This is a genomic window from Bacillus sp. SRL543 (genome assembly GCF_984799205.1).
This window is the reverse complement of record NZ_OZ481794.1, coordinates 3,591,217-3,616,781: the sequence shown is the minus strand read 5'-3', so window position 1 is coordinate 3,616,781 and position 25,565 is coordinate 3,591,217. Positions and strand designations below refer to the sequence as shown.

Genomic DNA, 25,565 nt, shown 5'->3' with positions numbered 1-25,565 from the left:
CAGCTGACATCTGAGAGTTTTATATAAAGGAAAATGAGAAAGGGGGAACATGATGAGGAAATATAATAAAGCTATATCTGCCATCCTGATGCTGCAGCTGCTGATCCTTATGCTTTCCTATACAGGAAAGGACACAATGGCAGCAGAAGAGGCAGGGGTGGATTTTAGCGCAAAGGCATCGCAATCTGTCATCGTCAAACCGCAGAACGGCAATGCCGAGGGAAGCATCGATTTCCACCTGACGCCCAAAGGCAAAGCCACAAATGCCAACCGCGACCCGATTGATGTAGTGTTTGTATTTGATAAGTCGGGTTCGATGAATGACTCAGGCAAGAATCCGCAAAAGTTCCAGAGCGCCAAAGATGCCATGACGGCAGCTGTGAACTTTTTTAAGGAAAATGCCGGGCCAAATGACCGGTTTGGCTTTGTGCCGTTCGATGATGATGTTGAAACAGGGAAGGTTGTCACATTTTCTCCCAACAATAATGTAGCCAGCCTTAACCTGATTAACTCCAATTCTAATAGCCTTTCAGCAGTTGGAGGGACGAACTATACGCAATCTCTGGATGCTGCTTTAGGTATGTTTGGGAATAGCACTAATAATAAATATGTATTGTTTATGACGGATGGGGAGCCGACGTTTTCAAACGTGAATGAAAGGGTTACCTACAGATCCTGTGCATATATTTTCTGGGGCTGCGATAACGTATCAGCAGTGAAGGAAGTGCATTATGAAATATATGGGCAAAAGCCTAACTTAAGCAACTCAGTTTATTTTTATAATGGCAGTCAAAAGACTTCTATTAGCAAAACAGTTAACGAAACCGTTGACAGTATAAGAGCCCATGGAGTCAATATGGCCCAAAAACTTGCAGAGAAGGATATAAAGCTTTTTTCCATAGGTTTTGGCAATAACACTGAGGTTGATATGAATTATTTGAGGAGCCTTTCGTCTGTAACAGGTGTAGCGGCCAGGCAAGCAACTCAGGAAAATATTGCTTCCATTTTCCGTGATATTTCTGCTGACATGGATACGCCAGCCATCGGCGGGGAGATAAAGGTAGATTTGAAGGAATACAGCAATAAGGTAAGTTTGATTGAAGGCACCGGAGCAAGAATTGATGAACACGGCTTCGCCAGCATCAAGTTCAATCTGCCGTATCCAATAAATCAGAATGCACCACAGCCTATAGATTTAAACCTCCCGCTGAGTTTTAAAGATCTGGGTATTTATACTTTTGATAATATAAGCATGGTTTATACAGATTTGAGCGGGCGTAAAATCACAAAGCCTCATGGCTCAGTGACAATTGAGGTGAAAGCTGACGCTCCACCTGGCTTCAAAGGGACCATGGGCCTTAGCGGGACAATCAACACTCCTGACAACCTTATTAAAATGAGCGGGTCGAGTGAGAAGACAAATGAATTTGAAGTGCAGTATTCGCTAAATCCGTTTGGCCTTGTCAACAATACTGTAAAAGGCTCGCTGACAAATTTGAGGATAGTGCAGCCGCTTCCTGAAGGGGTTTCACTGGTAAACTCAGCAGGAGCAGCAGCCATCGATCTTCCGGACGGCCGGAAAGCGATTGAATTATCTTTAACAAATTCGGTCGGCTACAGCAATGGCCGTTTTACACCTGAGCTAGTGACAGGAGCTTTCAAGCTGAAGGGCGACTGGGCGCTCAGCAATGTCAAAATGCCGGCTGCTGTTTTATACTATAAGGATAGCCGTTTTGGAAACCAGCAGACGACAATCGCGGCTTCAAGCCAGGTCATTAATATGAAAGTCCGGCTGAAGGACACGACAAAGCAGCAGGCGTATGATGGTGATGCAGCAGGGATCATCAGCAAGATAGACCTTAGCGACAATGGGAAAAAGCTGGCGCAGACAGGCTTCCCGAATGATCAGGGGCTGCTTAATAAGCCAATCATGGATATGCGTTTCACTGATAACAATAAATCAATTGAAGTTATATACAGTGATGGCAGCAAGGCTACAATTTATCTGGTCCTTGATTATGAAATGAAAGGTGCAGACACGGGTAAATTATATAACAGCAGCGACAAGGTGAATGAACATGTCAACGTTAAACTGACAAAGCTGGTGGCAGGCCAGGGTGTTAAATATTATTACAAAATCATAAACGAAAAAGGCACAACTGAATGGAAAGAGTTCTCACCAGATGAAGACATCCTTCTGACAGAGCCTGGGGAAAACACCATTATGATTAAAGCAGTTGGGGGATTTTCGGCTACTGACCAGCCAGTTACAAAAACACTTACAATTGAGAAAAGAATAGAATCTATCAGCATTTCACCTAATCCAATTGAAGTGGAAATAGATAAAACAGCAGCATACAAAGTAGAAATCCTGCCGGTGGATGCAACCAATAAAAATTTGGAGATATCAATAGCAGATACCGAAATAGCAAGCCTGGTGGGAGATAGTTCTGTTTATGGTCATAAAAAGGGTGAAACAGAATTAATCGTCAAAACGACTGATGGATCAAAGCTCGAAAAAAGGGTCAAAATAATCGTCAAAGATCCATACATTGCCCTTGAAGAGATTAAATTTAAGAAAGCCGTTTATAAGCTGGAGAAGAATAAGAAAGTCAATATTGAATCACTATTGATATTCAATCCAGAAAAAGCTACAAAGAAAAAAATAGTTAATGTATTTTCAAATGAACAACCGAATGGTCCGATCGATAAGAAGCAGAACTTAACTATAGAGATAACTCAAGTTGGAGACCAGTTCTATTTACAAGCGAAGGATATTGGCTATTTAACTATTTCAGCTGTTGCCGAGGAACAAAGGGATAAATCCAAACCAAAAGCTTCGGCTCTGTTTGAAGTAGTCAATCCGGATGGATCTGGAAATGACGGTTCAGACAGCGGAGGACGCTGGTAAATAAATTTATGAAGTACAAGAAAAGGTGCTGCAGCAAGTGCAGCACCTTTTCTTATTCTACCAGCAGTTCATCTGAGAATATTTGCAGCTGTTCAGCGAGCGGTAATAATTCAATCCTTTTTAGAAGTACATCCTGGTCGTATTTTACTGCAAATCTGGAGAACTTCCCTTCCTGTGTTGAAGTTGGCAGATTATCTATATTTGAACCAACTTCTCCGCGGATTGCATTAATCGTCAGATTCTCCTTGGCAAAAATTCCGCCGTTTATATAAAACAGCGATCCTACTCCATATAGCACAGCATTTTCTTCAGTATAGAAAAATCCTTTTAGCGGTTTGATCTTTGAATCATTTTCAGGAAGATAAGGTTTAGCATCCTCATTTTTATCATCATAGTTATTAAATTCATCGATTCTTGTAATCATTAAATCCTTTTTGGCCAGCAAGATGATTTGCTGTTCCTCACCATCTTTCGATAAACCTAGAATATTTGCATTAGAAATGGAAGCCTTCCCCCCTGCATAAACAACGGAATCAAATTCCACGGCGTCGTCTTCCTGGACGGCATCAGAGTTTTCTCCTTTAACTGTAAATTTATCGGCAGCGATGATGTTTTCTCCAATTTCTATAGAAGTATTGGAAGGCAGAATGGTCAGGCTTTCCCCTGTCAGTATATCGCCTTTTGCTTTTAATTTGGCTCCTTCATGGGACTCGGCCATTATTGAATCTGCAGATATGACTTTTTTCTGTATATCGAGGTTTCCATTTAAGTTCAAAATGTAGGTTTTACCTGTTACATATACATTATCCATTAACGTTAGATTTTGATAGCTGGTAAGATAAAGGTCTCCTTCAACAATCAATTTACCGGCGAAGGTAATCGGGTTTTGTGTGCTCATGACCACAAGATTTCCATATATCTTAAAGTCGTCCGATATATAAAGTCCCTGTTCACTGCTGTCAATAATATAACTGCCAGCGGCAGGAGTTATATTATCACCGAGAGTAGATAATGGACTGCTTTGCCCTTCAATCACTTTTACAAAGCCATCCTCCGTAATTTCATAAGCCCTTACAGGCAAGGCGGAAATTTCGCTTCTGAGTTTTTCTTTAAAGCTTGTCCCTTCATCAGCGACGGATGGGCTGATTTCAGTATCCTTCAGCATATCCCGCAGACTTTGCCTGAAGGTTTTATCGTAATCAATATTGAAAAACTGGCTGTCATGCTTTAATGGAGGGGTGTCCCCTTTGTAGAAATTATCTTCATCTTTAACAATGTCAAGCAGATGGGATGAACTGCTGTACAAATCCCCCATTAGGGAAGGCATTGGTGTTCCATGTCTTTTCTCTGTTCCCCCGTCATCTTCATAGTGAGCGTCCTCGTCGATATACAGCCTGTTCGCATAAGTATTACCAACGATATTAGGGGAGCCATTTAAGAATAAGCCGGAATCCTCTTCATCCGACTCTGAGCCGACCGCATACTTTAAAAAGCTTGGCAGCGGCGACAGAATGATCCGCTTTTTGATGGTACGGGAGATCTCGCCTTCTGTTTCCTGAGGATTATTAGTCACTAAAACTAAATCAAGTACCCTGGTAAAATCAGCTTTTGTTTCAATTGCATAGTCGGCCTGATCGAAAGAGAGTTGTTTCCCACAGGTAACGGCAGGATCGATCGGAACTTCTGAACCTTCGCTGATATCTACAATATTGATGCACTCAAGCTGTGCTGCGTTCTCAGCCCTGCTTTTTTCAAGCACATCTTCTAAAATACTGTTCAGCAGGGTATTATAGCCGCTTTCCACTTCCTTTTTGTCATAATTCATATAATCTTCCAAATCCAAAGCTGACAAGGAGCGGGAAAGGTCAGCAGTCATATTCTCAAGCACTTTTATACTGCTGTATGTTAAGTCGATGTCCGATTCCCTCGTCTCCGTTCTTTTGGCACCTCCAATGGCAGAAGCAATAATGCTCAATCCCAGAATAGTGAATATAAGGGAAATGAGCAGAACGGTAATTAAAGCATTTCCTTGTTCATTCTTCATCAGGCGGCCCTCCTGCAGAAAAACCAAATTTGCTGTGAAGGTCTAGAGCTTCTTCCAGACGATGATTATCCAGGCTGAAGTCCAGATTGACCATGCCCTTTCCGCATGCAGCCTCTTCAGCCTCATTAGCACAGTTATAAACAAGCTTTGAGTTCTTAAAATCAGATTCTACTTCAAGCGGTTTTCCGTCAATTTCGAAAACCCGCAATGTTCCATCTTCTGTATCCTTTTCTGTCAATTCGATTCTCACAGAGGTTTCGATTGTATTTTTCTTATTGCGGTACACCCCATAAAATGTTGCCCCATTGCTGTTGTTTTTAACTTTGTCTACTCCGGTAGAGGTTGAATTGACCAGCTCGATGCATCCATCACCGCAGCTTTTAACATAATCAAATGGGTAGGAATAGAAAGCATTCATAATCATAGTAGAGGTATAGTCTGCATCATCACGCAGCTGCCCTTCGACCTGAATTTTGTTATAAAGCTTAATGCCTGAAGAGAAAACGCCGTATATTACCGGCAATACGATAGCTGTTATTGCTAGAACAGCGAGCAATTCATATAAGGTAAAACCTTTATTATCGAAGATCTTCACTTTTAATGGCTCCTTCAATTTCGACTGGCGTTTCGTTGCCTTCCCATTCTACAGTGGCCTTAAGCGGGATGGAGGATGCGGCAGGTTCAGCAACATGTCCTTCTGGCATCGCAATTGTAACATCGTATTCTACATTATTAATTACTATCGGAGTAGACGTGCAGCTTTGACCATCTTCAGCCTCAGTTGAATGCAGGTTGCTTCCATCTTTCCATTCTCCCCTGTAGCTCACATCGCAAATTGTGATCTTCATATTCTCAGCAGGATCATCAACAAATTTTTTTCTGATTTCTATAAAACTTTCATTTTCTATGTACATCAAAGCATTTCTTGCTACATTAATGCCAGCAGTTTTGTTTTGGCTGCCGCTGGTATAGCTGTATGCCTGTGTGAAAAATTTCATTGAGCCTAAAAGAACGATGCTTAAGATTGTAAGGGACAGGAGGACTTCAACAAGGGTTAGTCCATTGGAACTATTTATAATTTTTTTAAGTTTCATAAAGACCCTTCTTTCATTCTTTCTTCTTATATTATACAATATTTTATAGCTATAATTGTCTTAATAGGTCGAAAAAGACAAGTGAAATATAAAAGGAGATTAAAGCAAAAAGTTCAATAGGACTAAATTACTACTGAAAGGAGTAGTGTTTTTGAGCACATATATATTTGCAATGATTTCTCTATTGCTGCTCATCCCAATTGTTTATTTCTTGCCTATGGGCCTGACATTGAAAGGCAAGATGATTACTATTTCTGTTTCCCTGCTGTTTGCACTAATGGGGGTTGCTGCACAAGCAAGCTTTCTGTGGTGGCAGATTATACTGCTTCTGCTCGTTTTAGTGCTGGCGGCTGCTTATTTCATGGGAAGCAGAATGCCTGATGCCTTGTTTTCTTCTAATTCTGATGTTGAAACAGAAGAAGATCCTTTTATAGGCTTCAGTTATCCTCATGAAGAGTCAACTGCTATGAAGATTGAGCCTGATTTAGAAAGAGCTGCAGAAGAGGAAGCAGGTGTACAAGTTGCGCCGGATTTTCCAATTGAAACCGAACCGGTTATGGAGGAAGCTGGCGAACAGGGTGAATCGGCAGATTTCAGTGCCGGGTTGGAAGAAGAAGATCTGGAAGATTTATTTTCAGGAAGAAATCTTGAATCTGCTGAGGAAATAGAGGAACTTACTCCATTAGCAGACATCAACTCTGAAAACGAGAGAGAACTAGCATTATATGAATCAGGCTTACAGGATGATGAGGAAATAGAACCTATTCTCGAGTTCAGCTTAACAGGGGCTGAAGAGGAAGAAGAAGAGGAAGAGACCAAAATAGGGGAATCAGATCTTCCTGTTCCGGAATATATGGCAGATTTAGAAAAGCTGATGTCTGAAGAGACTGACTTGCCAGGAGGAAACGACAGCGAAGAAATAAGTGATATTCCATTTGTGCAGCAGGAAGAAACATCTGTTAACGAAGAATCTGATATTCCAATTAGCACAGGGGACACTATTGAAGAGATTTATGAGTTAAACAGACAAGCTGAGGCAGAATTACTTTTTGAGGCAAAAGAGGCAGAAGAATATTCTTATGAAGCTGCCGTTCATAATGACGAAGACCCTGCCCAGGAAAATAACGGCCTTATATTAACCGATTTTGAAAAATTGGACCCAGCCTTGGAAAACAGCGATGCTCCATATGAAAACCTTGATTCTGAGGAATTGAACGATAGAGGAACAAATGAACAGGCAATGCTGCAGAATCAGCTTCTTCACAATCTGCTGGCTCAATTGCAAGCATCTAAAAATGTTATTGGAATGAGTCAATATGAAGAGATGGTTAAAAGCTGTTTAAGCCCAAGCCTTCCGCTTTCTGATTATTATACATTTGCAAGTCTGCTCATTAAGCACTATGCAGGTTCAAAAGAATATCAAAAGCTTCAGCTGCTGCTGGATGATTTGGAATCAAAATACAAAGAATTTCCGGTAATTTTACAGGAAATCCATTTTTTACAAAAAATATATTTGTCGAAATAGAGTGTTGCTTGAGGAAAAAAGCTGTAATATAACTGTTATGAATGTAACGAATTTAAAATATAGGTGTGGTGACATAAATTGAAAACGAGTTTACAAATTACGGGTCTCCCGATTATCAGTATTTCAGATGGACAGCAAGTAGGAAAAGTAAAATCTTTAGTCATTAATCCTGAAAAAGGCTCTATTGATTTCCTGACCATTGAGCACGAAGATTGGCAAGTGAGCGTCAAAGCCATTCCCTTTAAAAAGGTGGTCGGTATTGGTGAATATGCTGTAACGGTAGAAAGCGATAATGCTGTTATAGACCTGAATGAAATCCCGATTGCCAATCAGCTTGTAAACAAAAAAATCAGGATTACCAATACAAAGGTCATGACTCGAAAAGGGGAATTGATCGGCGAAATTTCCGAATTCTATGTGGATGATGAGACAGGCAATATCCTTGGAATGGACATTAAGACCGGCAGCACTGAACAAATCCTGCGTTCTGATTTTGTATTAACATATGGCAAGGACATCATTATTGTAAAAGAAGATGCCGCTGATGGCTTCTTAACTGATGCAGCCCTTCTTGATCCGAACCAGGCTGCGCACGAATATAAAAACGAGGAAGCCACTGAAGCTCGCAGCAATTTCGAGATCGATGAAGAAGTCCAGCTTCTAAAGGAAAAGCAGGTTGAACTTCTTACTGGAAAAGCTGTCCTGAAGGATATATACGGTTTGGACGGTGAAGTGATCATCAGCAAGGGAACGATTTTAACAAAAGAACTTATTCATAATGCTCAAGAGGAAGGCCCTAATATCGTTGTTGAATTATCCATGAATGTCGAAGCCTAATGCAAGGGGGGCATCTTGCTGTGAAGTCTCAACAAATAGTAAAGCTTTCAATCGTTTTAATTCTGTGTACGGCTTACATCTATTCATTTTCAAAATTTGGAGCTTTGGCATTCAATAATGCTGTAAATCCAAATGAAGCATTTGAAAATGGCACTATCATTGCCGATACAGATATATCGGGACTTGATCATTCTGGTGCAATGGAAAAACTGGCTGGCAAAACTGCGGAGTGGGTCGGAGGCACGAAGCTGGTTCTAAAATATAAAGAGAAGGCAGCCAGCCTGCCTTCAGATCTCTTTACTTTCGATCTGGAACAAACGGTCGGCTCAGCAGTATCTGGCGAAGAAAATCTTTTGATTGCCAATATTGAGGAAGCAGATGTAAAGGATATTCTGGCTGGGATTTCTCCTGATTTAGCTTCGGAAAGCTTTGAGTTTTCAAGGTTCAAGTCAGACCTTTTGTTGTATCCGTCAGCGCTTCAGTCTGGAGAACATGCCATTAAGCTTGAAAACTACCTTCCGCTTCAGGAAGATGCGGCAACGCTGTCGGAGGCTGTTTTGAAGGATGAACAAACGGCAAAGGATCTGGCTGATTGGGCCAAAAGGTTTCCGAAAATCGAAATTCTGCCGCAATCAACCTTTTCCCTGCTTGAGTTCCTGGAAGAAAGCAATGTTACTTACAATGAACAATCTCTCGGTGCTGTAGCCAGCACCATTTATAAAGCTGTTATGCCGACCAATTTTACTTTTGCTGAGCGCCATATCGGAAGAAATCTTCCCGATTATGCAGAACCAGGGTTTGAAGCGAAGGTCAGCAAAGACAAAAACATGGATTTAATTATTGCCAATCCCAATGACCAGGCGTACATTCTTGAGTTTTCGTATAATGACAACCTCTTCTATGCAGCCCTTAAGGGACAGAGCTTTGTTTATTCTTATAATATCCAATTAAAGGACAAGGAAGCCTTTAAGCCGAAGACTGTCGTCCAATTTGATGCAAAGCTGAGATTTGGAGAACAAAGGACCGCTGTTGAAGGAGTGGACGGGATGCTGATCAAGGTCTACCGGGATACAGTAGACAGCGATGGGAGCATCATTGAAACAGAAGCCATTTCAGAAGATTTTTATCTTCCGGTACATACAGTCATCATTCATAGTTTAACAGTTAAAGAGTCTGCTAACTTGAATAACGGAGGCAGCGTACAGGAAAACAATGGAGAAACTGCGGATATGCTTCCGGAAGAACAGAACGGCGCGATTGGAGATCCAGATCCTGAGGATTCTTCAAATGATGCAGAATCCGGTAAAAAGCCCGCCGGTCCTCAAAACGGAGACGAATCCAGCCAGTCTGATACAGAGTCTGACAGCCTTTGGGGAAAGCCGAATGAAGCAGCCAAATAATACGAAGAAAAAGCAGGGATATCAATGAAACAGACAAGAAGGCGTTTAGGAGATTTGCTTGTTGATTCAGGTCTGATATCGGAAGAACAGCTGCAGCAGGCGCTGAAGGAAAAGCACAAGGATCAAAGGATCGGGGACGCTCTCCTGCAGCGGGGCTATATTACAGAACAGCAGCTGATTGAAGTGCTTGAATTCCAGCTTGGAATTCCGCATGTCAGCTTGTATCGCTATCCGTTTGATGTAAAGCTGTTCAGTATGGTTTCCAAAGACCTGGCGAAGAGAAATCTGATCATCCCTTTAAAGAAAGAGGGGGAAAAGCTTTTCGTCGCCATGGCTGACCCTATGGATTTTTACACGATTGATGACCTGCGGCTGTCAACCGGATTCCATGTAGAGGCTGCCATTGCTACGAAGGATGATATCCTCCGCGCCATTAATAAGTACTATGATATGGACGAAGGCTTTGAAGAGCTGCTTGATGCTTCACCAGGCACAAAAGAACTGCAGGATGATAAAATCGCCGACGAGGATTCACCGATTGTCAGGCTCGTCAATCAAATCCTCGGGAACGCTGCCTCCATGAAAGCAAGTGATGTACATATTGACCCTCAGGAAACAAAGGTGGCAGTAAGGTACAGGGTTGATGGGGTGCTCCGGACAGAAAGAGTGCTTCCGAAGCACATGCAAAGCGTGCTGACAGCCAGGATCAAAATCATGGCCAACCTTGATATAACAGAGCACCGAGTGCCGCAGGATGGCAGAATTAAGATAAATCTGGATTTCCATCCTATCGATCTCCGTATATCAACTTTGCCGACAGTGTACGGCGAAAAAATCGTTATGCGTCTGCTCGACCTGGGCAGCTCATTGAATGACATGAACAAGCTTGGGTTCAACAAACTTAATTTGAACCGTTTCACTTCCATGATCAATAAGCCGACTGGCATTGTCCTGTTGACAGGCCCCACAGGATCAGGGAAATCATCTACACTTTATGCAGCGCTTAATCAGCTGAACAGCGAAGAAGTCAATATCATCACTGTCGAAGATCCTGTTGAATATCAGCTCGAAGGCATCAATCAAATCCAGGTGAACTCCAATGTCGGGATGACATTTGCCAAAGGCTTGAGGGCCATCCTGAGACAGGACCCCAATATCATCATGGTTGGGGAAATCCGGGATAAAGAAACAGTAGAGGTTGCCATCAGGGCTTCTCTGACAGGCCACCTTGTTCTGAGCACCCTGCATACGAATGATTCGCTTGGTTCAATAACAAGGCTCCTTGATATGGGAGTAGAGCCTTTCCTGGTAGCATCCTCGCTCAGCGGAATTGTTGCCCAAAGGCTTGTCCGGCGTGTATGCCGGGATTGTGAAGAAATTCAGGCGCCTACAAAAAGAGAGATTGAAATCTTTTCGCGGCGCGGCATGAAGGTAGAAACGATCAAGCGCGGCAGAGGCTGTTCTTCCTGCAATATGACAGGCTATAAAGGCAGGATTGCCATCCATGAGGTACTAGTGATCGATGATGAAATGCGAAAGGTTATCATGAATGGGGAATCCTTTACAAGGCTTCGTGAGCTTGCAATTAAGAATAAGACTATATTTTTGATTGATGATGGCCTGCTGAAAGTAAAACAAGGCATTACGACGACAGAAGAAGTCCTTCGTGTCGCCATACCTGATTAGGAGCAATGATCATGACTGAAGCAATTGATATTCTTTTAAGAGCCGGCTTCGAATTGAAAGCCTCCGATATCCATCTGACCGTTGGAGTGCCTCCCATATTCCGGATCAATGGCGAGCTGAAGCGATATGGCAAAGAAAATCTGCTTCCTGCACATACAGAGTCAATGGCTAAAGCCATCATCCCGGAAAATATGTGGGAACGCTTCAGGGAAAAAGGAGAACTCGATTTTTCCTATGGTGTCCAGGGGGTATCCCGTTTCCGGGTCAATGCCTATTTTCAGCGTTCATGCATTGCATTGGCCGTCAGGGTAGTGCCGACAAGAGTCCCAACGATAGATGAGCTGGAGCTGCCGAATATTCTCAAGAAGATAGCAGGAAAACCACAGGGACTGGTACTGGTTACAGGCCCGACAGGAAGCGGAAAATCTACCACATTGGCTTCCATCATTGATTATATGAATCAAAATATGAGGAAGCATGTCATCACGCTTGAAGATCCGATTGAATATCTGCATAAGCATGGCAATTGCATCATTGACCAGCGTGAAGTGGGTTTTGATACAAATAATTTCGCTAATGGCTTGCGGGCTGCCCTCAGGCAGGATCCTGACGTCATATTGGTCGGGGAGATGCGTGACCTTGAAACAATTCAGACGGCGATAACCGCAGCTGAAACGGGGCACCTCGTTTTTGGTACCCTTCATACTTCAAGTGCACCAGCGACGATCAACCGGATCATCGACGTGTTTCCGCCATCCCAGCAGGCACAGATCAGGATACAGCTTGCCTCTGTACTTGTTTCAATTGTATCCCAGCGCCTATTCCCTATCATCGACCGGAAAGGGCGCAAGGCTGCAACAGAAATCCTGATCAATAATTCGGCAGTGGCCAATCTGATCCGCAATGAAAAGGTCCATCAGATTGCCAACATCATGCAAACCTCAAGGGCTCAGGGCATGCATACTCTTGATGCAAGCATTAACGAGCTCGTGCAGTCAGGAAAAGTATCCAAGGAGGCGGCCATGCCATACCTCCAGGAAAAGGTGAATTGATATGCCCCGGTATAAATACAGCGGCCGTGACATGAAAGGGAAGAAGTCTGGAATTATAACTGCAGCCTCAAAGCGGGAGGCCATGTTGCAGCTAAAGAAGGATAGTATTAGGGTTAGTGATCTTAAAGAGATTCCAGAAACGCTGCTTACAAAAGAACTGACGATTGGGAATCCAGTGAAGCTGCAGGATTTTGTCATTTATCTGCGGCAGTTTTCTACGCTGCTTCGGGCGGGGGTGACGGTGGTGGATGCTACTGGGATACTCTCTGAACAAACTGAAAGCAAGGCCTTAAAAAAGGCTCTAGTAGAAGTTGAGCAGGATCTTAGAGAAGGTAATCCTTTATCAGACGCTGCCGCAAAGCACAGAAAAATCTTTTCCAGTATGTTTGTCAATATGATTAAAGCTGGAGAAGCAGGCGGTAATATGGATGATACACTGGAAAGGCTCGCTGTCCATTTTGAAAAACAGCATTTCACTAAACAAAAGATTGTTTCTGCACTCGCTTATCCGGTGGCAGTAGCCATTATTGCTGTTGCGGTAGTCATCTTCCTCCTCGTAAGTGTGGTGCCTACCTTTGTAGAAATGTTTAAGGATTTTGGAGGCGAACTGCCTGCTATCACCCAATTTGTTCTAAGTTCGAGTGAATTTATGCAGGCATACTGGTGGATCGTTGTGATATTGTTTATAGCAGTCTTTATCGGCTTTACTGCTGTTAGAAGCAATAAAAGCTCTAAATACTATCTGGATTTTGCATTGTTAAGAATGCCGATTTTTGGAAAGATGCTTCAGAAAGCGGCTCTTGCAAGGATGACGAGAACATTAAGCTCTTTGTTTGCAAGTTCGGTACCCATTCTTCAGGCAATAGCTATTGTGGAGAATGTGGTGGAGAATGAGGTTGTTGCCAAGGTCTTGAAAAAATCAAGAACTTCGCTTGAAGAAGGACGTTCGCTTACTGAACCAATGAGAAAACACTGGGTCTTCCCGCCGCTCGTATCACAGATGATAGCCATCGGAGAAGAAACCGGGTCCCTGGATGAAATGCTCTCAAAAGTAGCTGACTTCTACGAAAGAGAAGTAGAAAGTTCGACAGACCGGCTGAAGTCACTGATTGAGCCATTAATGATTGTATTCTTGGCCGGAATTGTAGGAACTATCGTCACATCCATCATGGTGCCGATGTTTGAAATCTTCAACCATGTCGGATAACGCGAAAAATTTACAAAATCATTTAAAATACGACTTTAGTTATTGTAAGAATCTAGTATAATAGGAGTAACCTACTAAAGTAATGGGCTGAAACTCACAATGAAAGGGAGAGAAATATGATTAAGAAATTAGGTCAAAGACTTAAAAATGAAAAAGGTTTAACGCTGATTGAGCTTCTTGCAGTTATTGTTATTTTGGGGATTATTGCGGCGATTGCGATTCCGAGTATTGGGGGAATTATTCAGAAGTCGAAGGAAGATGCTGTTAAGGCGGATGCGATTCAAGTGTTGAATTCCGCAAAATTGTATGTAGCAGCGAACGGTATACCTGCTGCAGCCTTGACTGCTACAGATTTAGCTTCGTATGTAGATAATCCTGACTTGGATACAGGTTATACAGTAACTGTGACTTCTGATGGAACAACAACAACATTTAATCTTACAGGTAAAAAAACTTTTGACAATAAAGCAGTTATTACTTTCACAGCAGCGGACATTAAAGCAATAGACGCTGACAATGGTAAGGGAACAAGAACAATTACGGCTCCAGCTTCTAAAAATCCTTAATAAGGGGTTAATTTATGTATGGGATTCTAACCTTCCTCTACGGCCTCCTCCTAGGCTCCTTCTACAACGTAGTAGGCCTGAGGATCCCGTTAAAGCAGTCAATAGTCAAGCCACGGTCACGATGTCCATATTGCCAGCATACTTTAAGGCCCTATGAGTTGATTCCGGTAGTGTCCTATCTGCTGCAGGGAGGGAAATGCCGGCGCTGCAAAGCGCCGGTTTCATTTCTGTATCCTGCTGTTGAACTGGCGACCGGCCTGTTATTTGTCCTTGCCCCGCTCCTGATGGGATGGACAATGGAGCTGATCATCGCTTGGACGCTGATTTCTCTGATGATCATTGTGTTTGTATCGGATATTAAATATATGATTATTCCAGATAAAGTCCTGCTTGTGTTCGCAGTGATTTTTTTATTGGAAAGGATTTTCCTTCCTCTGTCGCCATGGTGGGATTCACTGCTGGGTGCGGCAGCTGGCTTTTTCCTTCTTCTGTTCATTGCCGTTATCAGCAAAGGGGGCATGGGCGGGGGAGACATTAAGCTATTTGCCGTAATCGGCCTGGCTCTTGGAACAAAGCTTGTCCTTTTGACGTTCTTCTTTGCAACCCTATTTGGAGCGGTTTTTGGCATTGTGGGGATGCTGATTGGAAAGGTGGAAAAAGGAAAGCCCATCCCTTTTGGTCCATACATAGCACTAGGAAGCCTTACTGCCTATTTTTTTGGCCAACGTATTCTGGATTGGTATCTTTATTCATTCATTTAAGGAGAAATTGATATGGCCCCTCTATTTTCATTCGGGAAAAATCGAATCATCAATATTACGATCAAGGATCATGTCATCCGGATGGCCGAACTGAAGAGCAGTAATGAGCCCGAGCCTCTGCGCTGTGAAGAGCGTTTTTTGCCGAATGGAATTATTAGGGAAGGCAGGATCCAGGATTTTGAAACACTTTCCAGCATTCTTGAGGAATGCGTGAGCGACTGGAAGATCAAGAAAAGAAATATCTCCTTTTTAGTGCCTGACCCTTTTATCATCATTAGAAAACTGGATATTCCCGAAGATGTGACGAGTGAAGAAATTAAAGGTTATCTGTATATGGAGCTCGGGACTAGCATTCATCTTCCTTTCGAGGATCCAGTCTTTGATTTTGCCCCCTTGCAGGAGGAATCAGAAAAGAGGCAAATTTTGCTGTTTGCAGCTCCTGAAGAGGTTGTAAATGAGTATGTTTCCCTTTTTGAAGAAGCTGGTTTAAGGCCGTCTTCTGCGGATATCTCCTGTCTTGCCTTGTACCGCCTCTATTACGAATACGACCTTCCGGCTCCTGATGAACATCTCATGATGGTGCAGTTTGATGCACAGCAGGTGAATGTCAGTATTTTTGAAGGACATGAACCGGTTTTTATGCGCCACCTTATGATTGAAGCAGATCATGATAAATGGGAAGCAGAACCGGGGAGCGGTTTGGTGTATAAAGGCGACAAAAGCGAGGTTCTCCTTCCGCTCGAAGATATCTACAAAGAATTGGATCGGGTCATGAACTTCTACAGATATTCCTTGAATCAGGGCAATAAACAGATCACTAAGATATTGGCTGATGGCGATCACCCCTGGATGGAAGACATCCGCTTAAGTCTTGCGGAAAGGTTTGACGCCCCTCTGGCCGTCCTCGACGGGGAACATAAAACAGAACAAATGATTAAGCCCCAATTTAATCTTAATGTTGGCTTGGGCTTGAAAGAGGTGTAGACATGCTTGTAGATATTAATCTACTTCCCCAAAAAGAAAAGAGAAGCAAAGCAGCATACATCTCCCTGGCTGCTGCAGGTTTGGCAGCTGTCATTTTGTCTGTGTCCCTCTATATTTACTTAGGCAGCCAAAAAGAAGAAATAAAACAGGTTGAAAATCAAATTGCCCAGACGAACGAAATTCTGGAAGCACAAAGAATGAAGCTTGCTGATTATGAATCTTCCAATTCAGCTGGGGAACTGGAGAATGCTATTTCCTGGGCAAAAGAGCAGCCTTTCAGCATGGTGTACATCTTGAATGAAGTGACAAAGCTATTGCCGGAAAGAGGCTACATAACTGAGTTTGAAAAAGATGAAGAAAACAAAATCAAGCAAATTGTACAGTTTGACACTAAAAGTCAGGCTGCCTATTATTTGAATTCTTTGCTCTCTTTGGGATGGCTCGACGAGGCCGTTTTGACTGAGGCAAAAACTACAGATGTTCTGAAAGATGATGATGAAGAGACCTCTGCGGCTGAAGAAGAAATCCTGCCGCGTTATTTTGCAGCTTATGAATTGCAGATAAACTCCAGCTTGCTTAAGCAAGAAATTGAGGAGAAGGAAGCTGAAGGGGGGACTGCCCCTTGAACCTCCAATTATCCAAAAAACATCTGCTGATCATTTTTCTCTCCATCCTTATACTTGGCGGGGCAGTCGCTGGCGCCTATTATTTGCTTATTCTGCCTGTCCATGAGCAGTTGGACAGAAAGGAAACCGAACTGAAGCTGGCCAGCCAGGAATTGACTATTATAGAAAACAAACTGGCTGAAACCGGTGAAAAGACGATTCTCAGCACAATGGAGCTGCAGAAGCAGGTGCCTGTCAAACGGATGCTCGATCAGCTTTTACTTGACCTTGAAAAAGCAGAAGTTATTTCTGATACGAATATCATAGAGCTAAAGCTGGACGGAACAGAAGGTGATGAGGAAATAGATCTTGTTGCCGAAGCTGCAAAAGAAGATGATTCTAATCAGGAAGAGGGTACATCAGGTGGTCAGGAAGATGCCGGTGGCAGCACTGGCGAAGTGGATTCACCTGTTGAAGAGGTCCTCCCCAACGGGATCCGGAAAATCTCCATGACGCTGAACGGCGAAGCAGCAACCTATTTTGAGATGGAGAAATTCATCAAAAGCCTGGAATCGCTGAAGCGGATCGTAAAGGTGGAGGTCCTTAACTTCAACGGACTGCCCGAAATTTATTCAGTTGATCAGGATTCGGAAAATGTAGAATTTGAAGTCTCACTTGCTGCTTATTATTATCCTAATCTGGAAGAGCTGCAAAAGGAACTGCCTCCTTTGGACGTTCCTGCTGTTTCTAATAAGCAGAACCCCTTGAGCGGTTTCTCCAGCCTGGAGGGCGTCGAGGGAAAAGAAGATACTCAGCCTTAATCTATTCTATAGAAACGGGGTCTAGTATGATGAAGAGCTTTGCTAGACTGAATGACAAGGGATTAACTTTAATAGAACTGCTGGCTGTAATCGTAATCCTGGGAATTGTTGCCGCAATCGCCACTGCTTCCATACTGAGCTTGGTCCAGAATTCCCGGGATAAAGCCTTTGTCGGCAATGCCTATGCGCTGAATGAAGCAGCGGGCTATTTTGTAAAGCGCGAAGTGACTAGCGGCAATACACTCGCTCAGCGGATTACTTTCAGTATGGTTTCAGAAGCCGGCTTCATGGAAGCTTTTAAGGATCCGTATACTGGCAATTACATTGAACCTTCAGACGCCAGCTATGTAGAAATAGACGGCGAGCATATCAGGACTGTATGCCTGTATGGCGAAAACCGAAATCTTTGCTCTTACCAGGGGACATCAGGCAAACCGATCCCGGTTCGCGAGCTATCAATAGATTTGATTGTAAAAGACAACTGAAAAATTTGACGAAAGCATCCTATAACAAGACGACAAAAGTCTTGTTATTTTTTTTTGTCCCTGTGTTAGGATGAAGGCAAATCCAGCAATCGACACGGGGAGGACAAGCTGTGGAAAACCAAGGGAACGGCCGGACAATTACAATTAAGCTGAACGGCAACGATCGGGAAGTCATGCATGTGAAAGATAAAAATAAAAATGCTAAAAAGGAAAGAGATCCTGTAGAAGAAATACCGCCAAAAGAGAATGTGGAGGAAGAGCCGGCAGAGGGAGAGATTCTATCAGAGAACGAAAACATTGCTGAAATGGAGGCAGCTCCTGCCAGTGAAGGGGCAGATGATGAGTTTGACTGGATTCTCCCTGAGATCATGGAGGAAGATCCAGAACCGAAGGAATATACGGTTGCTGCAAAGCCGGAAAAAGGCAGCGGGAAAAAAGGCAGTATCTTCAGCTCGCCGGGGAAACCAACCAATCAGAAAGCACTGGTGCGTTCGGTCGTGGTTTCTGTTTTCTTTGCAGTGCTGTTCGGGACAAGCCTAGGATTTTTGATGCTGAAGATGGTGATTCATGACGGCACCGCTGAAGAGCCGGAAGGCACTGCACAGACAGCAGCAGGGAATGTCAGCAGCGCGGACCCGGGAAGTGCTGCGGGAAGCGGAACACTGTCCCTAGAGCCTCTATCTGTTTTTGTTGTCCAGGGCGGTGTCTTTTCGACGAAGGATGCAGCTGAAAAAATCCAAAGCACGATTTTTGAGAAAGGTGCTCCGGCACAGCTGATGGAGATGGAAGGGAAATCATATCTGTTCCTTGGAGCTGCCGGTTCCTTGGAGGATGCGAAACAGCTTGGAACAGATTATAAGAGCAAGGGCATGGATGCATTCGCCAAGGAATTGGCTGCCGGCGGAAAAACACTGGAGAAGCTGCAGGAGGAAGATAAGAAATTCCTGCAAATGGCTCCGGAAATATACCAGTCCATGGCTACCGGAATTGGGGCTGCTTCACCTGGAGCCGCGATCCCGGAAGAGGCATTAAAACAGGCTGCCGATAAATCAGCACAGCTTGCCGGCCTTGATGATGCAAAGCTGTCTGCGGACCGTGCCGGGGTCATGAAGAAGGAGCTCCTAGAAGCAGCAGATCTTATGGCCAGCTATCAGAAAAACCCGGATGAAAAAGGCTATTACGCGATTCAGCAGCATCTGCTGTCATTCATTGCAGCGTATACAGCCCTTTAATAAAAGGGTGAATATTTTCCAGGAAATATCGCACATTATAGGGGGCTGTCGGAGATTATTCGACAAGCTCCCATTTTTTTTGACAAAACTCTTTTAAAAATTGTTAGAACCTATAAATTTTGGTACGATTAGTTTGTATCTCCCAAAATGATACAAGTAAAGGATAGGGTGATTTTTTTGCAGAACCTCATATTAGCCTCTTCTTCTCCACGGCGAAAAGAACTTCTTGAAAATCTTCAGCTGAAATTTGAAGTCTCCAGCAGTGATGTGGACGAAACATTCGAACCGGGGATGCTTCCCGAAAAAGTTGTCATGGAGCTCGCTGCCAGAAAAGCAGAGTCCGTCGCCCGGAAGAATCCGTCTTCATTTGTCATCGGTTCGGATACGATTGTCTTTGCTGATGGTCTTATTCTGGGAAAACCGGATGGGCGCGGCGAGGCATTTGATATGCTGTCGCGTTTGTCCGGCAGGGTGCATTCTGTTTATACGGGAGTTTCTATTATTACTCCAGAAAAAAGCAAGTACGAATTTTTTGAAAAAACGGATGTGGAATTTTGGGAGCTGACAGATGACGAAAAGTCGGCATATATCGAAAGCGGCGAGCCCTTCGACAAGGCTGGATCGTATGGGATCCAGGGCCTTGGCGCAACGCTCGTGAAAAAGATCAGCGGTGATTATTTCGCGGTCGTCGGGCTCCCGCTTTCAAGAACAGCAAGAGAATTGAAAAAGGCCGGTTTCCAGCTGCCTTTTTAAACACATGGCGCTCATCTGCCTCCCTTTCCCGCCGGCAAGGGAGGAAACATATTGAAAACAGAATCATTGATGATCCGTGATTTTCCGCAGGATGAAAGGCCGCGCGAGCGCTTTGTCCAGAATGGCCCGGAAAGCCTGTCCAACCATGAGCTGCTGGCTCTTATGCTCAGGACCGGGACAAAAGAGGAGTCTGTGCTACAGCTGTCAAACAGGCTTCTTACCCATTTTGAAGGCCTCCGCCTCCTGAAGGATGCGACGCTTGATGAGATGACCAGCATCAAAGGGATCGGCATGGCAAAGGCCATCCAGGTGCTGGCCGCGGTCGAGATAGGGAGGCGGATTTCCAGCCTTTCCTATGATGACCGCTTTGTGATCCGTTCACCTGAAGATGGCGCCAAATATGTCATGAATGACATGCGCTTCCTCTCTCAGGAGCATTTTGTCTGCCTTTACTTGAACACCAAGAATCAGGTTCTCCATAAGCAGACCATTTTTATCGGCAGCCTGAATGCTTCGATCGTCCATCCCAGGGAAGTTTTCAAGGAGGCCTTCAGGAGGTCGGCTGCGTCCATCATCTGCATCCACAACCATCCTTCTGGCGATCCTGCCCCAAGCAGGGAGGATATAGAAGTCACGAAAAGGCTGGCGGAGTGCGGGAAAATCATCGGTATTGATGTGCTCGATCATTTGATTATCGGGGAAAACAAATTTGTCAGCTTAAAGGAAAAAGGTTATTTATAACACTATGATTTTACCGATTGTTAAGATATAATATTATTTATGATTTTTTAGACTAGAATAAGTCTGCCAATTGCTATTTAGGCTGCTTTTTCAGCCTTCTTCGAATATAAAAATCACCTTAAAAATTGCATTTCGTATCAGAAAGGGAGATACAGCTATGTTTGGAATCGGAACACGGGACCTCGGGATCGACTTGGGGACTGCCAATACACTCGTTTATGTAAAAGGAAAAGGAATCGCTGTAAGGGAGCCTTCTGTTGTTGCCATGCAGACCGATACTAAAAGCATTGTCGCTGTCGGCAATGATGCAAAGAATATGATCGGCCGTACGCCGGGCAATGTTGTGGCGATGCGCCCTATGAAGGACGGCGTCATTGCTGATTATGAAACAACTGCTACTATGATGAAGTATTATATCAGACAGGCTGTCAAGAAAGGTTTTTTTGCCGGCAAGCCTTATGTGATGGTATGTGTGCCATCAGGCATCACAGCTGTAGAACAGCGTGCCGTCATTGATGCTACACGCCAGGCTGGCGCCCGCGATGCTTACCCGATTGAAGAACCGTTTGCAGCTGCAATCGGTGCGAATCTTCCTGTCTGGGAGCCGACAGGCAGCATGGTTGTTGACATCGGCGGCGGGACGACAGAAGTGGCGATCATTTCACTTGGCGGGATCGTTACGAGTCAGTCGATCCGCATTGCCGGAGATGAAATGGATGATGCGATCATCAATTATATCCGCAAAACTTATAATTTGATGATCGGAGACCGCACGGCTGAATCCATTAAAATGGAAGTTGGCTCCGCCGGTGAGCCTGAAGGCATTGAAAACATGGAAATCCGCGGGCGCGATCTTCTGACTGGACTTCCGAAAACGATTGAAATCACTGCAGAGGAAATTGCAGCTGCCCTTCGTGATACTGTTTACAGCATTGTGGATGCCGTGAAGGTCACCCTCGAAAAGACGCCGCCTGAATTGGCTGCTGATATCATGGACCGGGGCATTGTCCTGACCGGCGGAGGGGCGCTTCTCCGCAATTTGGACAAAGTGATTGCAGAGGAAACAAAAATGCCTGTGCTCATCGCCGAAAATCCGCTTGACTGCGTGGCGATCGGAACAGGGAAGGCGCTTGACCATATTCACTTATTCAAAAACAAATCCAAAGATTCTTATTAATAAACAAAAAGGGCGGCTCCGGGCATGAAGCAGTCATTCGCTTATAGCCTGGAGTCTCTTCTTTTAAAGAAATAGAGGTGTGAACCATGCCACAGTTTTTCCTGAATAAACGCCTGATCATCCTGCTTGTCAGTATCATTATTCTGGTGGCATTAATCGGATTTTCCCTGAAGGAAAGGGAAAAGCTTTCATGGGCAGAGCAATTTGTGAAAGATACAGCGAGCTGGGCGCAGACCATTGTCTCCAGGCCGGCCAGCTATGTTGCCGGATTCTTCGAAAATGTAAAAGATCTGCAGAATACATATGAAGAAAACAAGGAACTGAAGAGCCGGCTTGATCAGCTTGCCATGCTTGAGGCCGATGTCCAGCGCCTGAAGGATGAAAATGAAAAACTGCAGACGATTCTCGATAAAAAAGGTGATTTAAGCAAATATAAGCCCATCCAGGCGACTGTGATCGCGCGGAATCCCGACCGCTGGGAAGAGACGCTGATCATCAATAAAGGTGAAAAAGACGGTTTGGAAAAAGATATGGCTGTTATAACAGCCGGCGGCTTGATTGGGAAAGTGAAAAATACGAGCCCTCTTTCTGCAAGCGTCCAGCTCCTCAGCAGCACCGATCCTGCCAACCGGATTTCTGCCGTCATCAATGAAAAAATCTATGGGACGATCGAAGGGTATGATACGAAAAGGAAACTTCTTTTACTAAAGCGGATTCCGTATGATGCCAAAGTTAAAAAAGGAGAAGCTGTATCAACCTCCGGACTTGGCGGTGTATTTCCGTCTGGATTGCCTGTAGGGATAGTAGAGGAAGTTGTGCCCGATGAGTTCGGCTTGAACCAGACTGCTTATGTGAAGCCCGGAGCTGATTTTTATGATATTGAGCATGTGATGGTCGCAAAGCTCTCAATGGAGAAGCACGATCTGGATAAATTGGAAGAAGAGGAGGAATAAAGAATGAAGCGGTTTCTTCTTCCTCTTCTCGTTTTATTTTTTTTCGTCCTGGACAGCGTTTTTGTCCAGCTGCTGTCTGCAGAATTGTATAACAGCAAACGGATTATGGTTCCTCATTTCCTGGCGGTCATCATCATTTTCCTGACCATCTACGGCAGCAAAAAACATGGGATCATATACGGACTGATTTTTGGCCTGCTGTTTGACATTGTTTATACAGATATCATCGGCATTTATTTATTCATGCTGCCGCTGCTGGCCTATCTTGCGTCCAAGGTCATCCGGATCCTGCATACCAATCTTGCTGTCGTCGCCCTCATCACTTTGTTTGAGCTTTCGCTGCTGGAGCTGGGGGTGTATGAAATGAATTTTCTTATCCACCGTACAAGTATGGAATTTACAGCATTTCTTGAGCAGCGGCTGCTGCCGACGCTTGTGCTGAACCTGGCTTTTATTGTTCTGGTGTCCTTTCCTTTTAAGAAATTTTTCGAAAAGTTTGCACGCGAGCTTGATGAATACGGCCAATAATGTGGAAAGCGCTGCTGGCCAGCCGATAAAAATAGTAAAGCAGCAGGCAAAACAGCACAGGCGAAAAAAAGGATTTTGTGAGCTTATGTCGAATTGTATTATGTGGAGCCGCAGAAAAGGCATACATTAAATTTATGTATGACTTACGGCTCTGTATCCTTGCCAGTGACAGCCCGGCTGTTCTGAAAAGGATGGGAAGCCGGACAGCCGGCTGAAATGACTTGGCAGATGCCAGGTTTTTCTAATCTAAATAAGAAAGTTTATTTTTTTCTAATCTGATCACTGTCTAGCTCCAGCGCCTACCCTCGAGGTCACAAGCCAATCCTTCCAAAAAGGCAAAGAACGCCTTTCCGGGAGGATCGTCTTGTGCTTGTCGGGGGTGAGCAAGGCGCTTGCGCTTTTCTTATTGAGGTGAACATCTTGCAATGAAGAAAACACAGAATGTGACAATAAAAGGGACAAAGGATGGCCTGACTCTTCATCTGGACGATTCCTGTTCCTATGAGGACCTGAAAAAGGAGCTTGATAGAAAGCTTTCCGAAAGTGCCAGGACCAATGTTGACCGCCCGCTGATGTCTGTAAGGGTGCAGGCTGGCAACCGCTATCTTACCGCTGGTCAGGAGGAAGAGCTGAAAGACTTGATCAGGGCAAAGAAGAACTTTGTCGTTGATTCTGTCAGCTCCAATGTTCTGACTAAGGAAGAAGCTGACAGGGAGAAAAAAGAAAATGAGATTATGTCGGTGGCAAAGATTATCCGCTCAGGCCAGGTCCTTGAAGTTCCGGGCGACCTGCTATTGATCGGGGACGTTAATCCAGGCGGGACCGTCATGGCAGGAGGAAGCATTTTTATCATGGGCAGCCTAAAAGGAATTGCCCACGCCGGCTGCTATGGGAACCGGCAGGCTGTCATTGCGGCAAGCATGATGAGGCCTTCCCAGCTTAGGATCAGCGACTGCATCAACCGGGCGCCGGATCACAGCAAGGATGAGGATATGAGGGAAATGGAATGTGCCTACATAGACGGAAATGAACAAATGATAGTTGATAGATTGCAGGTTTTGATGCATCTCAGACCAAACTTAACGAGATTGGAAGGGGGACACTAGTGTGGGAGAAGCTATTGTAATTACTTCAGGCAAAGGCGGTGTGGGCAAAACGACCACATCCGCCAACATCGGCACGGCTTTGGCTCTGCAGGGCAAGAGGGTCTGCCTGGTCGATACGGATATCGGCCTGCGCAACCTGGACGTGGTGATGGGGCTTGAGAACCGCATCATCTATGATCTGGTGGATGTGATCGAAGGCCGCTGCAAAGTCCACCAGGCTCTTGTGAAGGACAAGCGCTTTGAAGATCTTCTTTATTTGCTGCCTGCTGCCCAGACAAGTGATAAAACCGCTGTGAATCCTGAACAGATGAAGGTGCTGGTAGAAGAGCTGAAGCAGGACTATGATTATATCATTATTGATTGTCCTGCAGGGATCGAACAAGGATACAAAAATGCCGTTGCCGGGGCAGACAGGGCGATTGTCGTGACAACTCCGGAGGTTTCAGCCGTCCGTGATGCCGACAGGATCATCGGCCTGCTCGAAAAGGAAGAGAATGTCGAAGCGCCAAAACTTGTCATCAACAGGATCCGCAGCCATATGATGAAAAATGGCGATATGCTGGATGTGGATGAAATCACGGTCCATCTATCCATCGACCTGATCGGGATCGTTGCTGACGACGACGAAGTCATCAAAGCATCCAACCATGGCGAGCCGATAGCACTCAACCCGAACAGCAAAGCATCAGTCGCCTACCGCAACATCGCCCGCCGCATCCTCGGCGAAGCCGTTCCGCTTCAGCAGCTCGAAGAAGAAAACACAGGCATGTTCACCAAACTGAAAAGATTCTTTGGCGTTAAGTAAAAGCTGGTGCATAATGCATCCATTCAAGTCGGTTTTTTTAAAAGCAACATAAAGATTTAATTGGTGTAATTAATCTTTATTTTTAATTGGTTGTATTGCCATAAAAGTTTAAAAAACCCTGTTGATTGGAGTGGAAGGCACGAAGACTCCTGCGGGATTGCAGCGGAAAAGTTGAGACCCCACAGCGCGCAGCGCGAGGAGGCTCAACTCCGCCCCGCGGAAAGCGAAGTGCCTGGAACGCAAATCAACAGCCCCATACTAAGCGCAGCAAAAAATCTATTCTTGAACAAAA

At 44.4% G+C, this 25,565-nt stretch carries 24 protein-coding genes; 21 read left to right on the top strand and 3 right to left on the bottom strand.

Going from position 1 to position 25,565, the window contains the following annotated elements:
- Positions 1-49: 49 nt before the first annotated feature.
- Positions 50-2,911: a VWA domain-containing protein gene (locus AC4E8B_RS18550; RefSeq protein WP_490214788.1), complete on the top strand. Its 2,862-nt coding sequence runs from the start codon at positions 50-52 to the stop codon at positions 2,909-2,911.
- 52 nt (positions 2,912-2,963) lie between these two features.
- Here the strand turns inward: AC4E8B_RS18550 and AC4E8B_RS18545 are convergent, their stop codons facing one another.
- The 3 genes from AC4E8B_RS18545 to AC4E8B_RS18535 are packed head-to-tail and all read right to left on the bottom strand — an operon-like array spanning position 2,964 to position 6,049.
- Positions 2,964-4,955, bottom strand: coding sequence for a hypothetical protein (locus AC4E8B_RS18545; RefSeq protein WP_490214787.1), 1,992 nt, complete (start codon positions 4,953-4,955; stop codon positions 2,964-2,966).
- On the bottom strand, positions 4,945-5,550 hold the full coding sequence (locus tag AC4E8B_RS18540) for a PilW family protein (RefSeq protein WP_490214786.1): 606 nt from the start codon (positions 5,548-5,550) through the stop codon (positions 4,945-4,947). Before AC4E8B_RS18540 ends, AC4E8B_RS18545 begins: the two co-directional genes overlap by 11 nt.
- On the bottom strand, positions 5,534-6,049 hold the full coding sequence (locus AC4E8B_RS18535; protein WP_490214785.1) for a type IV pilus modification PilV family protein: 516 nt from the start codon (positions 6,047-6,049) through the stop codon (positions 5,534-5,536). Before AC4E8B_RS18535 ends, AC4E8B_RS18540 begins: the two co-directional genes overlap by 17 nt.
- Positions 6,050-6,278: 229 nt before the next feature.
- On the opposite strand from AC4E8B_RS18535, the gene AC4E8B_RS18530 reads away from it, so the two are divergent.
- The 20 genes from AC4E8B_RS18530 (at position 6,279) to minD (ending at position 25,273) form a co-directional block, all read left to right on the top strand.
- Positions 6,279-7,574, top strand: a complete 1,296-nt coding sequence (locus AC4E8B_RS18530) for a hypothetical protein (RefSeq protein ID WP_490214784.1) — start codon at positions 6,279-6,281, stop codon at positions 7,572-7,574.
- Between the two features lie 78 nt (positions 7,575-7,652).
- The gene (locus AC4E8B_RS18525) at positions 7,653-8,411 is read left to right on the top strand and encodes a PRC-barrel domain-containing protein (protein ID WP_490214783.1); all 759 of its coding nucleotides are present in this window, start codon (positions 7,653-7,655) and stop codon (positions 8,409-8,411) included.
- A 20-nt stretch (positions 8,412-8,431) separates the two neighbouring features.
- Entirely contained in the window at positions 8,432-9,811 is a 1,380-nt protein-coding gene (locus tag AC4E8B_RS18520) for a G5 domain-containing protein (protein ID WP_490214782.1), read from the top strand.
- Positions 9,812-9,835: 24 nt separating this feature from the next.
- On the top strand, positions 9,836-11,497 hold the full coding sequence (locus tag AC4E8B_RS18515; protein ID WP_490214781.1) for a GspE/PulE family protein: 1,662 nt from the start codon (positions 9,836-9,838) through the stop codon (positions 11,495-11,497).
- An 11-nt stretch (positions 11,498-11,508) separates the two neighbouring features.
- On the top strand, positions 11,509-12,549 hold the full coding sequence (locus AC4E8B_RS18510) for a type IV pilus twitching motility protein PilT (RefSeq protein WP_490214780.1): 1,041 nt from the start codon (positions 11,509-11,511) through the stop codon (positions 12,547-12,549).
- Position 12,550: 1 nt separating this feature from the next.
- Positions 12,551-13,756, top strand: coding sequence for a type II secretion system F family protein (locus tag AC4E8B_RS18505; protein ID WP_490214779.1), 1,206 nt, complete (start codon positions 12,551-12,553; stop codon positions 13,754-13,756).
- 116 nt (positions 13,757-13,872) lie between these two features.
- Positions 13,873-14,322 carry a prepilin-type N-terminal cleavage/methylation domain-containing protein gene (locus tag AC4E8B_RS18500; RefSeq protein WP_490214778.1) on the top strand — a complete coding sequence of 150 codons (450 nt, stop codon included), beginning with the start codon at positions 13,873-13,875 and terminating at the stop codon, positions 14,320-14,322.
- A 14-nt stretch (positions 14,323-14,336) separates the two neighbouring features.
- Positions 14,337-15,083 carry a prepilin peptidase gene (locus tag AC4E8B_RS18495; protein WP_490214777.1) on the top strand — a complete coding sequence of 249 codons (747 nt, stop codon included), beginning with the start codon at positions 14,337-14,339 and terminating at the stop codon, positions 15,081-15,083.
- Positions 15,084-15,095: 12 nt separating this feature from the next.
- Complete coding sequence (pilM, locus tag AC4E8B_RS18490) at positions 15,096-16,067, top strand: type IV pilus biogenesis protein PilM (protein ID WP_490214776.1); 972 nt, start codon at positions 15,096-15,098, stop codon at positions 16,065-16,067.
- Between the two features lie 2 nt (positions 16,068-16,069).
- Positions 16,070-16,693: a PilN domain-containing protein gene (locus AC4E8B_RS18485; RefSeq protein WP_490214775.1), complete on the top strand. Its 624-nt coding sequence runs from the start codon at positions 16,070-16,072 to the stop codon at positions 16,691-16,693.
- On the top strand, positions 16,690-17,493 hold the full coding sequence (locus tag AC4E8B_RS18480) for a pilus assembly protein PilO (protein ID WP_490214774.1): 804 nt from the start codon (positions 16,690-16,692) through the stop codon (positions 17,491-17,493). The genes AC4E8B_RS18485 and AC4E8B_RS18480 overlap by 4 nt, the downstream gene beginning before the upstream one ends.
- Before the next feature lie 26 nt (positions 17,494-17,519).
- Positions 17,520-17,978: a type II secretion system protein gene (locus AC4E8B_RS18475; protein ID WP_490214773.1), complete on the top strand. Its 459-nt coding sequence runs from the start codon at positions 17,520-17,522 to the stop codon at positions 17,976-17,978.
- Positions 17,979-18,088: 110 nt separating this feature from the next.
- Positions 18,089-19,210 carry a hypothetical protein gene (locus tag AC4E8B_RS18470; protein WP_490214772.1) on the top strand — a complete coding sequence of 374 codons (1,122 nt, stop codon included), beginning with the start codon at positions 18,089-18,091 and terminating at the stop codon, positions 19,208-19,210.
- Positions 19,211-19,387: 177 nt separating this feature from the next.
- The gene (locus AC4E8B_RS18465; RefSeq protein ID WP_490214771.1) at positions 19,388-19,963 is read left to right on the top strand and encodes a Maf family protein; all 576 of its coding nucleotides are present in this window, start codon (positions 19,388-19,390) and stop codon (positions 19,961-19,963) included.
- 69 nt (positions 19,964-20,032) lie between these two features.
- Positions 20,033-20,704: a RadC family protein gene (radC, locus tag AC4E8B_RS18460; RefSeq protein WP_490219775.1), complete on the top strand. Its 672-nt coding sequence runs from the start codon at positions 20,033-20,035 to the stop codon at positions 20,702-20,704.
- A gap of 157 nt (positions 20,705-20,861) precedes the next feature.
- The gene (locus tag AC4E8B_RS18455) at positions 20,862-21,881 is read left to right on the top strand and encodes a rod shape-determining protein (RefSeq protein WP_490214770.1); all 1,020 of its coding nucleotides are present in this window, start codon (positions 20,862-20,864) and stop codon (positions 21,879-21,881) included.
- Between the two features lie 86 nt (positions 21,882-21,967).
- Positions 21,968-22,834 (top strand): rod shape-determining protein MreC, encoded by an 867-nt coding sequence (gene mreC, locus AC4E8B_RS18450; RefSeq protein ID WP_490214769.1) that lies wholly within the window; start codon positions 21,968-21,970, stop codon positions 22,832-22,834.
- A gap of 3 nt (positions 22,835-22,837) precedes the next feature.
- Positions 22,838-23,362 carry a rod shape-determining protein MreD gene (gene mreD, locus AC4E8B_RS18445; protein WP_490214768.1) on the top strand — a complete coding sequence of 175 codons (525 nt, stop codon included), beginning with the start codon at positions 22,838-22,840 and terminating at the stop codon, positions 23,360-23,362.
- Between the two features lie 425 nt (positions 23,363-23,787).
- On the top strand, positions 23,788-24,468 hold the full coding sequence (minC, locus tag AC4E8B_RS18440; RefSeq protein WP_490214767.1) for a septum site-determining protein MinC: 681 nt from the start codon (positions 23,788-23,790) through the stop codon (positions 24,466-24,468).
- A 1-nt stretch (position 24,469) separates the two neighbouring features.
- Positions 24,470-25,273, top strand: a complete 804-nt coding sequence (gene minD / locus AC4E8B_RS18435; RefSeq protein WP_490214766.1) for a septum site-determining protein MinD — start codon at positions 24,470-24,472, stop codon at positions 25,271-25,273.
- Positions 25,274-25,565: the final 292 nt, after the last annotated feature.